The sequence below is a fragment of the Aeromonas sp. 55A genome (genome assembly GCF_051919665.1).
Taxonomy (GTDB): Bacteria; Pseudomonadota; Gammaproteobacteria; order Enterobacterales; family Aeromonadaceae; genus Aeromonas; species Aeromonas veronii.
On sequence record NZ_JBQBEH010000008.1, the window covers coordinates 609,705 to 622,445 of the forward strand.

Genomic DNA, 12,741 nt, shown 5'->3' on the forward strand with positions numbered 1-12,741 from the left:
GGCTCCCGATTGCCATCCACGGAGGAAAAATGCAGGAATTTATGGCTACCAGCGAACGCCGGGCCGAACTCTACTGGTGGTTCTCCACCCTGTTCGCCGCCGAACTCAGTGATGAGCAGATCGCCGAATATGACACCTATGATGTGCGAAGCTTCCTGAAAAGCCTCTCCACCCTTGATCCGATGCGCGAAGCCGTGGCCGAACTCAACGAGGCCATCGCCCGCCTGCTGGTGCGCCCGGATCGCCAGCTGGAACTCGCCGCCGACTTCGCCGGCCTGTTTCTGGTGGATCCCAAACAGGGCGCCCTGCCCTACGAATCGCTCTATCGCGGCGAGGCCAAGCTGCTGATGCAGGCCCCGATGGCCGAGATGCAGGCCCGCCTCGATCGCCTCGGCATCAATGTCAGCGACAAATACAAAGAGCCTGCCGACCATCTGGCTATCGAGCTGGATCTGATGGGCAATCTCATCATCCGCGCGGCGGAAGCCAAGAGCGCAGCCGAGCGGGAACGCTGGCTCGACGAGCAGGAAGCGCTGCTGCACGGCCATCTGCTGGGCTGGTTTGACAAGTTCGAAAGCGCCTGTCGCGCCGCCGACCGGTTTGGCTTCTACGGCGCCAGTGCCCGTCTGCTGGGGGTCTTCCTCAAGATGGATGCCAACTACCTCTCTCTGGTCAAACCGGCACCGTCCGTCGACTGAGCCTGCGATGAAGACAGCCCTGCTTCTGATTGCATGCTGGCTGCTGGCCCTGATCCCGCTGGATCAGGGCATTACTCCCCTGATTGCGCTGCTGTTCAACCCAGATCGCGAGCTCTACGGTACCGCCCAGCTCACCGGCTTTGCCGGCATCCTGCTCACCCTCTACCTTGCCAATCTCGGCGTCGAGGTGGTGTTGCGCCGCCGCTTCCAGATTGCCGGCATGCTGGCGCTGCTGGCCGCCTGGATCGACTTCATCAACAGCAGTGGCAGCGAGTCGCACTTCCTGCTGCTCTATCTGCTTGCCCTCCCGTTCCATCTGATCGGCTGGCTGGTACTGGTGCGCGGTATTCAGGCATTTGGCCGAGAGAAAGGCTAAAAAACAGCCAATAATATTGCAAATCATGACAGCAAGGTCAGGCACTTCCCAGTCATTACAAGCACATCGGTACAGCTCCCCGTAATATTTGCTTACATTCAGCTCCCGTTCAGTTTTACAAAAGCCGATATAGTGCCGCTCCTTTCGCCACACTACACAGGAGCAATCATATGCCTCCACAGGATGCGCGCATCACAGGCCTCGATCTGTTGCGCGGGCTTGTCATCTTCATGGCCGTCTTCGAGCACTACACCGGTTACCTCAACTACTGGTACATCGATTTCTTCAATCGGGAACATGCCTTGTGGGACAGCTTCTATGTATCACACAAGGCAATGGCGGGACACCTGCTCCCCATGGATCAGCTGACAGCACACGCATCAGCCTGGTTAATCCCCTGGGTCAGCCAGATCTACCTGGCCTTGGCCGCATTCAACCTGAGCCGCCGCGATCAGGCCAGCTTCAAGCCGCAGCTGGGCAGCAAGCTGGCCCTGTTTACCAGCATCATACTGATGCTCTATGTCGAAGGGTTGGTCATCGCCCCCAACTTCGGCGAGGCCATCTCGTTCTACCCGGTCATGCTCTGGATGTGCCTGCTGGCGCTCTTCTCCATGGTGTATGCCTGGTTCGGCATCCGCGGCATGCTCCTGCTGACCCTTCTAAGCCTGCTACTGGATCAACTCGGCGTACAGGATCTGCTCGGCCATATCGACAGCTGGATGAAGCTGCACGTTCACCCCGACTATGAGCTGGATGCCCGTCTCGACCTCTTCATGGCCAGTGGCTGTTTCGGCTTTCTCTATGGCTGGTGCTGGCATCAGCGCCCACAATGGCGAGATCGCCTCAACCGTCTGGTACTGACGCTGTCGCTGGTGGCGCTGGCCATCTATCTCATGTTCGGCGAGACAAGCACGGTCGAGCTCAACGACATCTACGCCAACGAACACGAACTGGCGCTGGACATGATCGGCCGAGCCGGGATCTGGGGTATGGAGTTTCTGGTGATCGGTACCGTGCTCTGGCTACACCAACACAATATCCGTCTCTGCTGGCGACCACTCAACTGGATCGGCATGTACTCGCTGACCGTCTTCATCTTCCACAAGAGCATCTTCGTGCACCTGTGGGGCCCCTTGCTACTGTGGTGGACCGCCCGTCAGGGCACCATACTGCCCAACAGTTTTGGCCTTATCATGTTGCTCTGCACCGCCAGCGTACTGCTGATTTATGCTTTCCAGCGCTCCGGCATCATCTGTCATCTGATGGGAATGCATCAGGATCGGGACTGGGCGCGGCTATATGGCAAATAAGTATTGGCTGTCGCTGCTAATACTGGTAACGCTACCATTGCAAGCAAAGGAGTTGTTACTCGGCAGCAGCTGGCAACTGGACAGTAACCAGGCCAGTAGTAACGCAACCCAGCACAGCCAACTCTGGTGGGGTTATGAACGGGAGACCCAGGTTGGGCTCCTTTTCACTAACGGAAGCAGTGCCGGGCTGGCACTACCTCTCTATGAAAAGAGTTTTATCGCCTTGGGAGTCGGATCCATGCCAGTGGTTGATAGTACCCGTTTCAGTGCTATGTGGCGCCTGGGATGGCAGCTGGATGATGACCATCAATTGACGTTGTCCCAGCTCGTCGACCTCACTGGCCGTTATGGCCAGCTCTGGTACATGGAGCACAGCCTGCCGCTGCCGGCCGGGCTCTCCCTCAACCTCTGGCTGACCCGGGGCAGTCAGGCCCACATGGCTGCTTATGATGCTCATGAAGGTTGGCGAGACTGGGGGCTAACCCTGGAGCACAGCTGGGCTTGGCAAAAGTGGCAACTCGACGCAGAAGCGGGTGCCAAGCAGTGGCTCATCCAGGGTTGCGATTGGCAACCCGTCGTGAACCTGACCCTGAGCTATCGCTTCAGCTGGTAACACTCACACCACAGGCAACTTCCACGTTTACCAGCGCCCACCTATCTTGGGTCCAGCCAAATGAAAACGCACAGCACAGACAGTCAAACCCATCGCATCATTAGGCTCTACAATGCAACTGCTTCCTGCAATCAGGGGGATATCCTGTTGCTGCGCACTCCAGGTTTCCTGACCAAATGGCAACATGCCAACCATGTTGCCAAATTCCATTACAACAGAGTCAATCATCGTCAGCCCTCTTTGCCAGCAAGCCGCACAGCTCAAGCACTAACGCTCTGATCGCGCATGATAAACATCCCCTGTTAGCGACATAACGCTCTCTCGGGATGTCAAAAGGACCACGGTAGCAAGGGCTTGCAACTCAGGCTGAACATCTGTGCCCAGAAGCCCTTAACAGGGGAAAAAGGGATTATCTATTGGTACGCAACGTCAGGTCGACTGCGTTCATCAAAGGATGATGATGTCATTGGTGCAGCAGGGGAAAATCCCCTGGCGATAGATATGACTATCTGCCAAACGTCAGGGTGGGAACACCACCATCATCCCGCTCATTGAGCATGCGTGTGAGCGGTGAGTCGCCAGAGTAACGGGATCCAGGCTCACTGAGGGAAAATTTGGCCCCCGGTTTTTTTGCCTGCCATGCGTTGCCAAGCTGATCGGCAACCCGATCCCGCACGGTCTGTGACGGCTCCTGATGCGTAATCGCAAACTCTTTGGGGGGCTTGTCTGCCAGTACAGGCACATCAAACTGCCAGAGGGATGCACAGAGCAATAGAGAGAACATAACTACCTCCATCCATCAAAGTCCTCCTTTTTACTCACTCACCACCTGAGTGTCACCCATTACCCTGTAACCAAATGTTGCTGTCTATCCAAAAGTCTAATTGCCCCCATCAGCCAAAGGTATAAGTTGTTACTTAATTATTAAAAGTATGTATTCAAAGGAGTGAGTGATGAGCGAGAGCAAGGTCTATCCGGTCAAACCCCATATCAGCAACAGCGCCCTGCTCGACAAGGGCGACTACGCCGCCATGTATCAGGCCTCCGTCGAGGATCCCGATACCTTCTGGGGAGAGCAGGGAAAAATTCTCGACTGGATGAAACCCTATAGCAAGGTCAAGAACACCTCCTACGATCCGGGCCATGTCTCCATCAAATGGTTTGAAGATGGCCAGCTCAACGTCTCGGCCAACTGTCTCGATCGCCATCTCGCCGAACGGGGTGACAAGGTCGCCATCATCTGGGAAGGGGACAACCCGGCCGAAGATCGCAAACTCACTTACCGCGAGCTGCACAGCGAAGTGTGCAAGTTCGCCAACGTCTTGAAAGCACAAGGGGTTCACCGCGGCGACGTGGTCTGCCTCTATATGCCGATGGTACCCGAAGCCGCCATCGCCATGCTGGCCTGTACCCGCATCGGCGCGGTACACAGCATCGTATTCGGCGGCTTCTCGCCGGAAGCACTGGCTGGTCGTATCATCGACTCGGGCTCGCGCATCGTGATCACCGCCGACGAGGGACTGCGTGGCGGCCGTCCGGTGCCACTCAAGAAGAATGTGGATGAAGCGCTCACCAACCCGGATACCCAGGTCAACAAGGTGATCGTGCTCAAGCGCACCGGCGGCAATGTCGCCTGGCACAACCACCGCGACATCTGGTGGCATGAAGCGACCGCAGCCGTCAGCAGCGACTGCCCGCCCGAGGCGATGAACGCCGAAGATCCGCTCTTTATCCTCTATACCTCCGGCTCCACCGGCAAACCCAAAGGGGTGCTGCACACCACCGGCGGCTATCTGGTCTATGCCACCCTCACCTTCAAGTATGTGTTCGACTACCACGAAGAGGATATCTACTGGTGTACCGCCGATGTGGGCTGGGTTACCGGTCACTCCTATCTGATCTACGGGCCGCTTGCCAACGGCGCCACCACCATCATGTTCGAAGGGGTGCCCAACTACCCGGCCACCAACCGCATGAGTCAGGTGGTGGACAAGCACCAGGTCACCATTCTCTATACCGCCCCCACCGCCATCCGCGCCCTGATGGCCAAAGGCAACGAAGCGGTCACCGGCACCTCGCGCCAGAGCCTGCGCATCATGGGCTCGGTGGGTGAACCCATCAACCCGGAAGCCTGGGAGTGGTACTACCGCACCATTGGCGATGAGCGCTGCCCCATTGTCGATACCTGGTGGCAGACCGAGACCGGCGGCATCCTGATTACGCCGCTGCCCGGCGTCACCGACCTGAAACCGGGCTCGGCGACTCGTCCCTTCTTCGGGGTGCAACCGGCGCTGGTCGACAACATGGGCGAGCCGCTGGAGGGCGCCACCGAGGGCAATCTGGTGATCACCGACTCCTGGCCGGGCCAAATGCGCACCGTATTCGGCGATCACGAGCGCTTCGAGCAGACCTACTTCTCCACCTTCCCGGGCCGCTACTTCACCGGCGACGGTGCCCGTCGCGACGAGGACGGCTACTACTGGATTACCGGTCGGGTGGATGATGTACTGAACGTCTCCGGCCACCGCATGGGTACCGCCGAAATTGAATCGGCGCTGGTGGCCCATCCCAAGATCGCTGAAGCGGCGGTGGTGGGGGTTCCTCACGAGATCAAGGGTCAAGGCATCTATGCCTATGTCACCCTGATCGCCGGGGAAGAGCCGAGCCGCGAGCTGCACAAAGAGGTGAAGGAGTGGGTGCGCAAGGAGATTGGCGCCATCGCTACGCCAGATGTCATTCACTGGGCGGAAGGGCTGCCGAAGACCCGTTCCGGCAAAATCATGCGCCGCATCTTGCGCAAGATCGCTACCGGCGAGACCGACAGTCTGGGGGATATCTCCACCCTGGCGGATCCGGGCGTAGTGGACAAGTTGATCCGCGAGAAGTCGGAAGCTGCATGATCCCGCTTCGTTTGTTGCTCAATAAAGCCGGCTCTGTGCCGGCTTTGTCGTTTCTCATCCGCCAGCAAACAGCAAGGCGGTAGCTACGGAGCCTTGCCGCCCAAAATGGGCAATAAATAGCCAGATGTAGAGATTAGACCAGTAAAATGCTGCTAATTTTCACGAAATCAATATAATTGCGAAATCTGTGTGCCAGGGCACACCGATTTGCGCAGAAAATGGCTAGATTTCTGGTAGTCCACAAGATAGCTGATAGATAGCAGCATTATCATCGAGGATGTACTCAATATGTCGCAAAATCACCGCATTCTCCTGCTCAACGGACCAAACCTGAATCTGCTGGGCAAACGGGAACCGGGTATCTACGGCAGCAAGACGCTTGATGAGATCGTCGCCGATCTGAAGCTTAACGCCAGCGAACTCGGTGTCACTCTGGAACATCTGCAATCCAACGCCGAACATGAGTTGGTCGGCCGCATCCATCAGGCCATGGGCCAGGTGGACTTTATCATCATCAATCCAGCCGCCTTCACCCACACCAGCGTCGCCATTCGCGATGCGCTGCTGGGCGTTGCCATCCCTTTTATCGAGGTTCACCTGTCAAACGTCCATGCCAGGGAGCCGTTCCGTCATCACTCCTATCTGTCTGATGTCGCTAAAGGGGTCATTTGTGGTCTGGGGGCCGATGGCTACCAATTCGCTTTAACCGCGGCCGTGCACCATCTGCGCGCGGCTTGATAATCACTGATCAGATAAAGAAGAAAGAGAATGCTAATGGATATCCGCAAAATCAAGAAGCTGATTGAACTGGTTGAAGAGTCCGGCATCGCCGAACTGGAGATCTCCGAAGGTGAAGAGTCCGTTCGCATCAGCCGCAACTTCTCCGGTCAGGTGACCACCGCCATGCCGCAGATGATGATGCAGCAAGCCGCTCCGGTTGCCGCACCTGCCGCTGCCGCCCCGGTTGCCGCCGCACCGGCCGCCGATGCCGCCCCGAGCGGTCACCTGATGCGCTCCCCGATGGTTGGCTCCTTCTACCGCTCCTCCAGCCCGGATGCCAAGCCGTTCGCGGAAGTGGGTCAGCAAGTCAATGTCGGCGACACCCTGTGCATCGTCGAAGCCATGAAAATGATGAACCAAATCGAGTCTGACAAGGCCGGTGTGATCAAAGCGATCCTGGTTGAAAATGGTCAGGCCGTCGAATTTGACGAGCCGCTGTTCATCATCGAATAAGGGAAATCGCCACCCATGTTGGACAAAGTAGTCATCGCCAACCGCGGTGAAATTGCCCTGCGGATCCTGCGCGCCTGTAAAGAGCTCGGGATCAAGACAGTGGCCGTTCACTCCACCGCCGACCGGGAGCTCAAACATGTGCTGCTGGCCGACGAATCCATCTGTATCGGCAGACCGGCCAGTACTGAATCCTACCTCAACGTCCCGGCCATCATCGCCGCCGCCGAGGTAACCGGTGCCGTGGCCATCCACCCGGGTTACGGCTTCCTCTCCGAGAACGCCGATTTCGCCGAAGTGGTCGAAAAATCCGGCTTCATCTTCATCGGCCCGCGCGCCGAGACCATTCGCCTGATGGGTGACAAGGTCTCTGCCATCGAAGCGATGAAGAAAGCGGGCGTACCTTGCGTACCGGGCTCTGACGGCCCCGTCGACAACGACGCCAAGCACAACGCCGCCATTGCCAAGCGCATCGGCTATCCGGTGATCATCAAGGCCGCCGGTGGCGGTGGTGGTCGCGGTATGCGCGTGGTGCGCAATGAAGCGGAACTGGCGGGCGCCATCGCCCTGACCAAATCCGAAGCAGGCCAGTTCTTCAAGAACGACATGGTCTACATGGAGAAGTACCTGGAAAACCCGCGCCACATCGAAATTCAGGTGTTGGCAGACGGCCAGGGCAACGCCCTCTATCTGGGCGAGCGTGACTGCTCCATGCAGCGTCGCCACCAGAAAGTGGTGGAAGAGGCGCCGGCACCCGGCATCACCGCCGAAATGCGCAAGTTCATCGGCGAGCGCTGTGTGCGCGCCTGTATCGAGATCGGCTACCGCGGTGCGGGTACTTTCGAGTTCCTGTACGAGAACGGCGAGTTCTATTTCATCGAAATGAACACCCGTATCCAGGTTGAGCATCCTGTCACCGAGATGGTCACCGGTATCGATCTGATCAAGGAGCAGCTGCGCATCGCCGCCGGCCAGCCCCTGTCGATCACCCAGCAGGATATCCGCATCCGTGGCCATGCCATCGAGTGCCGGATCAACGCCGAAGATCCGGCCACCTTCATGCCCTCGCCAGGTCTGGTGCAGCGCTTCCACGCGCCGGGTGGTCTGGGCGTGCGTTGGGACTCCCACATCTATGCCGGTTACAAGGTACCGCCCCACTACGATTCGATGATCGGCAAGCTGATCTGCTACGGCGAGAATCGTGACATTGCCATCGCCCGCATGCGCCATGCGCTGGACGAGCTGGTGGTGGAAGGGATCAAGACCAACGTACCGCTGCAAAAAGAGATCATGAAAGACGAAAACTTCCAGCACGGTGGCACCAATATCCACTACCTGCACAAGAAGTTGGGTCTGTAAGGATCGCTGATAGAGACCGGACTTCCGGTGGAAGTCTGCTCCGCAAGGAGCCTCTGCTGAAAAAGGGCCATGGCGACATGGCCCTTTTTTGTTATCCTTGCGCCCCTCAAATTTGTCGGAGGCCAAGGTGAACCGTTTTGCTCTCGCCCGCCGGGAAGCAGCTTTCTGCCTGCTGCTGACCCTGCTCTACTTCTTTGCCTGGTATGGCACCGCCTATTTTATCCCGCTCCAGCTGGAGTTGTGGGGGCTGCCGTTGTGGTTCCTGCTCAGCTGCATGGTGATGCCGCTGCTGTTCATTCTGCTCTGCGCCCTGATGGTGAACCGGCTGTTTGTGGAGATCCCCCTCGATACCCACTCCCCTTCCGGCAAGGAGTCATCCCATGAATCTTGAGTTGATGCTGCCGCTCGTCATCTATCTGGTGCTGGTGCTGGGGGTGGGTTTCTGGGCCAGCCGCCATCGCGCGCAAGGCAACTTCGTGCAGGAGTACTTCATCGGCAACCGCAGCATGGGCGGGCTGGTGCTGGCGATGACGCTGGTTGCCACCTACACCTCGGCCTCCTCCTTTATCGGTGGGCCGGGCGCGGCCTACAAGATCGGTCTGGGCTGGGTGTTGCTGGCGATGATCCAGCTGCCCACCGTCTGGCTCACTCTGGGAGTGCTTGGCAAGAAGTTCGCCATCATCGCCCGCCGGGTCAATGCGGTGACCATCAACGACATGCTGTGGGCCCGCTACCAGAGCAAGGCGGTGGTGATCCTCGGCTCCGTTACTATCATCCTCGCCTTTATCGCGACCATGGTGGTGCAATTCATCGGCGGTGCTCGCCTGCTGGAGACCGCCACCGGCCTCTCCTACCAGCAGGGATTGATGCTGTTTGCCAGCTGCGTTCTGCTCTACACCATCATCGGCGGCTTCCGCGCCGTGGTGATGACCGATGCTCTGCAGGGGATCATCATGCTGATCGGCACCGGTGCCCTGCTGGCGGGCATTCTGGTCGCCGGTGACGGCTTGCCAAACCTCATCCACCAGCTCAGGGAGATCGATCCCAAGCTGGTGAGCCCGCAAGGGGCCGGCGACATGCTGACCCAGCCCTTTATGCTGAGCTTCTGGATCCTGGTCTGTGTCGGGGTGGTGGGGCTGCCCCACTCGGCGCTGCGCTGCTTTGGTTATCGCGACAGCAAGGCGCTCCATCGCGGCATTCTGATCGGCACAGTGGTCAGCGCCCTGCTGATGTTTGGCATGCATCTGGCGGGCGCCCTCGGCCGCGCCATCCTGCCGGGCATGGACAGCCCGGACAAGATCATGCCCTCCCTGATGATGGAAGTGCTGCCCCCCTGGCTGGCCGGGGTCTTTCTGGCGGCACCGATGGCGGCCATCATGTCCACCATCGACTCCCAGCTGATCCAGGCCTCCGCCACTCTGGTGAAGGATCTCTACCTCAACTATCTCAATCCAAAGCAGGAGAAGCTGGAGGTGCGCATCCCCCGCCTCTCCCTGCTCTGCACCCTGATCCTCGGCACTCTGGTGCTGCTGGCGGCTTTGCAACCGCCCGAGATGATCATCTGGCTCAACCTGCTCGCCTTTGGCGGTCTGCAGGCGGTGTTCCTCTGGCCGCTGGTGCTCGGCCTCTACTGGTCGCGGGCCAACGGCCCGGGCGCGCTGGCCAGCATGGTCAGCGGCATCGTCAGCTATGGGGTACTCAGTCAGTGGGGGATCAAGCTGGCTGGCCTGCACGCCATCGTGCCAAGCCTCACGCTGGCGCTGGTGGTCTTTATCACGGTCAGCCTGCTGACAGCACCGCCCTCGCGGGAAATACGCGAGCTTTTCGGGCAGAAATAATAAAAATATAAATTAGGGGTTCCAAAACTATCCCCAAATAGGTGTTTTCCGGTTAAACTGTGCGCCAAGTCACAGAACGTAGCCGCTGTATGCCCGTTAAAGCCACTCGACAAGTCGTTACTCAAGCCCTGCAGCGGCTCGGTTATGCCCTGCTGCTGCCCGTCTCCATCCTGCCGATGGCGGCGTTGATCTACCGGCTTGGGCAACCCGACGTGCTCGATTTGGCGGTGCTCTCCCTCACCGGTCAGGCGATCTTCAGCCAGATGCCGCTTATCTATGCGGTGGCGATCGCCTTTGGCCTGAGTCGGCAAGAGCTGGGCGGACAGACGCTGGCGGGTGCGGTCAACTTCCTGCTGCTCAGCACCGCCTTCAATACGCTGGCCCCCAACCTGCACGCCGACATGATCTGCGGCCTGCTGGCGGGGCTCACCACCGCCATCATCTACCCCTGGGTACACCAGCAAACCCTGCCCCGCTGGCTGCAGATCGCCAGGGGGGAGTTTCCCAGCCTGCTGGTGTCGGCCTTGGCCTGCCTGCTGATCGCCATCCCCCTCTCGCTGCTGTGGCCGCCACTGGAGCGCGGGCTGACCCTGCTCACCTCCGAGCTGCTCACCACGCCGTTTGGCGCCTTCTGCTACGGCACCCTCAACCGACTGCTGATCCCGCTCGGGCTCCATCAGGTATTGGGCAGCGTCATCGGCCTTGGCGAGAGCAACCTGCAGGCGCTGGCCACCGCCCAACCCCTTCATGAAGGGTATGTGGCCGGTCTTTACCCCATCATCATGTTCGGCCTGCCGGGCGCCTGTTTTGCAATCTGGCTGCACCGCCAGCGGATGCAGCGGCTGCCACAGGGCGGGCTGCTGCTCACCCTGGCGCTCACCTCGGCACTGGTGGGGATCACAGAGCCTATCGAATTTCTGTTCGCCTTTACCGCCCCCTGGCTGTTTCTCGCCCACGCCCTGCTGACCGGGCTATCGCTCGCTGTCTGTAGCGGGCTGGGGATCAAGGTGGGCAGCTACTTCTCCGCCGGCCTGCTGGATCTGGTGCTGAGCTATCAGGCAGGGGAGCACAGCTTCTGGCTCATTCCGGTCGGTATCCTGTTCTTCGTCGCCTACACCCTGCTGTTCTATCAACTGCTGGAGCGCGCGCCCCTCAGCATGCCGAGCAAGCCCATCGCGGTGGAGCATCCGCGCCTTGCCAGCGTTGCCCCCTCAGACCCGCAGATGCTGGCGATCCAGTACCTCAAGGTGCTGGGTGGGATGGACAATCTGGTGGCGATGAGTGTCTGTATCACCCGCCTCAGCCTGCGGGTACGCGATATTTCACTGGTGGATGAATCCCGCCTGCTGGGCCTGGGCTGCCTCTCCTGGATCCAGCTCAACGACCACCAGCTGGTGCTGGTGCTGGGCCCCAGCGCCAGCCTGATTGAAGGGCAGATCCGCATGCTGGCGGAGCGCCAGTCGGTCCCCCTCGGCCTCAAACCAAATCAGGAGTCGGCCAGCCAGAGCAGCTGGTAACTCAGGCAAACGGCAACCGCTCGGCCACGAAATCCATCAGGGTGCGCAGGGCGGGAGCCAGATGCTCCCGACTCGGATAGATAAGGTAAAACGGGTTGGCCGGAATGGGCTGATCCGGCAACACCTTCTGCAGCCGCCCCGCCGCCAAATCCCCTTCACAGACATGGTGGGGCAACAGGGCAATCCCCCCGTCATGAAGCGCCATCTCCCGCAGCGCCAGCAAGCTGTTGCTGACACAGGCCCCCTGCGGCCGCCAGCCACCCTCCTGCAATGGCCACACCGGCATGGCCGAGTGCACCAGACAGGCATAACGGCCCAGCTCGCTCAACTGTTGCGGCATGCCGTGGGCCGCCAGATAGGCGGGCGCTGCCACCAGATGACGCGCCACCTGACCGATACGCCGACAGATGAGGCTGGAGTCTTTCAGCGGCGCTGCCCGCAGCGCCAAATCATAACCTTCCCCCACCAGATCTAGCTGATCGTCACTCAGGGTCAACTCCAGCACCACTTCGGGATAGAGAGCGCGAAACTCGGCGAGGATCCGGCCAAGCAATAGAGTACCGGTCGCCTCGGGGGCGGTGATCCGCACCCGCCCCGCCGGGGCCGAGCGCAGCCGTGCCATCGCCAGATTGGCGCTGCGGGCCAGTGCCAGCAGCCCCTGACAGTGCTCCACATAGAGTTCACCCTGCGGGGTCAGGCTCAACCTGCGGGTGGTACGCTGCAACAGCCGCACCCCGAGCTGGGATTCGAGCCGCGAGATCTTCTGACTCACCGACGACTTGGGCATACCGAGCAGCTCGGCAGCCCGGGTAAAGCTTCCCTGCTCCACCACGGTGGCAAACAGTCCCATCAACTCCAGATCGACATTGTTCATATATTCAAACAGTCTTTACCGATTAC

The 12,741-nt window shown here is 59.5% G+C and carries 14 protein-coding genes; 11 read left to right on the plus strand and 3 right to left on the minus strand.

Annotation, left to right across the window (positions count from 1 at the left end; genetic code table 11):
* Positions 1-29 precede the first annotated feature (29 nt).
* The 4 genes from torD (at position 30) to ACTG2G_RS06735 (ending at position 2,997) form a co-directional block, all read left to right on the plus strand.
* Complete coding sequence (gene torD, locus ACTG2G_RS06720; RefSeq protein WP_421387232.1) at positions 30-698, plus strand: molecular chaperone TorD; 669 nt, start codon at positions 30-32, stop codon at positions 696-698.
* A 7-nt stretch (positions 699-705) separates the two neighbouring features.
* Complete coding sequence (locus ACTG2G_RS06725) at positions 706-1,074, plus strand: hypothetical protein (RefSeq protein WP_421333579.1); 369 nt, start codon at positions 706-708, stop codon at positions 1,072-1,074.
* 170 nt (positions 1,075-1,244) lie between these two features.
* On the plus strand, positions 1,245-2,384 hold the full coding sequence (locus ACTG2G_RS06730) for a hypothetical protein (RefSeq protein ID WP_421313401.1): 1,140 nt from the start codon (positions 1,245-1,247) through the stop codon (positions 2,382-2,384).
* Positions 2,374-2,997: a hypothetical protein gene (locus tag ACTG2G_RS06735; RefSeq protein WP_421172939.1), complete on the plus strand. Its 624-nt coding sequence runs from the start codon at positions 2,374-2,376 to the stop codon at positions 2,995-2,997. The genes ACTG2G_RS06730 and ACTG2G_RS06735 overlap by 11 nt, the downstream gene beginning before the upstream one ends.
* 27 nt (positions 2,998-3,024) lie before the next feature.
* Here the strand turns inward: ACTG2G_RS06735 and ACTG2G_RS06740 are convergent, their stop codons facing one another.
* Positions 3,025-3,225, minus strand: a complete 201-nt coding sequence (locus tag ACTG2G_RS06740; RefSeq protein ID WP_421387235.1) for a hypothetical protein — start codon at positions 3,223-3,225, stop codon at positions 3,025-3,027.
* A 277-nt stretch (positions 3,226-3,502) separates the two neighbouring features.
* Positions 3,503-3,781: a hypothetical protein gene (locus ACTG2G_RS06745; RefSeq protein ID WP_216951969.1), complete on the minus strand. Its 279-nt coding sequence runs from the start codon at positions 3,779-3,781 to the stop codon at positions 3,503-3,505.
* Positions 3,782-3,950: 169 nt separating this feature from the next.
* On the opposite strand from ACTG2G_RS06745, the gene acs reads away from it, so the two are divergent.
* From acs to ACTG2G_RS06780, 7 genes are all read left to right on the plus strand, one after another.
* The gene (gene acs, locus ACTG2G_RS06750) at positions 3,951-5,897 is read left to right on the plus strand and encodes an acetate--CoA ligase (protein WP_421387236.1); all 1,947 of its coding nucleotides are present in this window, start codon (positions 3,951-3,953) and stop codon (positions 5,895-5,897) included.
* Positions 5,898-6,185: 288 nt separating this feature from the next.
* Positions 6,186-6,635 (plus strand): type II 3-dehydroquinate dehydratase, encoded by a 450-nt coding sequence (gene aroQ / locus ACTG2G_RS06755; RefSeq protein ID WP_005338907.1) that lies wholly within the window; start codon positions 6,186-6,188, stop codon positions 6,633-6,635.
* 36 nt (positions 6,636-6,671) lie between these two features.
* Positions 6,672-7,130, plus strand: coding sequence for an acetyl-CoA carboxylase biotin carboxyl carrier protein (accB, locus tag ACTG2G_RS06760; RefSeq protein ID WP_005338908.1), 459 nt, complete (start codon positions 6,672-6,674; stop codon positions 7,128-7,130).
* A gap of 15 nt (positions 7,131-7,145) precedes the next feature.
* Positions 7,146-8,486: an acetyl-CoA carboxylase biotin carboxylase subunit gene (gene accC / locus ACTG2G_RS06765; protein ID WP_005338910.1), complete on the plus strand. Its 1,341-nt coding sequence runs from the start codon at positions 7,146-7,148 to the stop codon at positions 8,484-8,486.
* 127 nt (positions 8,487-8,613) lie between these two features.
* Entirely contained in the window at positions 8,614-8,877 is a 264-nt protein-coding gene (locus ACTG2G_RS06770) for a YhdT family protein (RefSeq protein ID WP_005338912.1), read from the plus strand.
* Entirely contained in the window at positions 8,867-10,324 is a 1,458-nt protein-coding gene (gene panF, locus ACTG2G_RS06775; protein WP_429204738.1) for a sodium/pantothenate symporter, read from the plus strand. Before ACTG2G_RS06770 ends, panF begins: the two co-directional genes overlap by 11 nt.
* Positions 10,325-10,413: 89 nt before the next feature.
* Positions 10,414-11,841 (plus strand): PTS transporter subunit EIIC, encoded by a 1,428-nt coding sequence (locus ACTG2G_RS06780; protein WP_042080616.1) that lies wholly within the window; start codon positions 10,414-10,416, stop codon positions 11,839-11,841.
* A 1-nt stretch (position 11,842) separates the two neighbouring features.
* On the opposite strand, the gene ACTG2G_RS06785 is transcribed toward ACTG2G_RS06780, so the two are convergent.
* Positions 11,843-12,715: a LysR family transcriptional regulator gene (locus tag ACTG2G_RS06785; protein ID WP_162504381.1), complete on the minus strand. Its 873-nt coding sequence runs from the start codon at positions 12,713-12,715 to the stop codon at positions 11,843-11,845.
* Positions 12,716-12,741 lie beyond the last annotated feature (26 nt).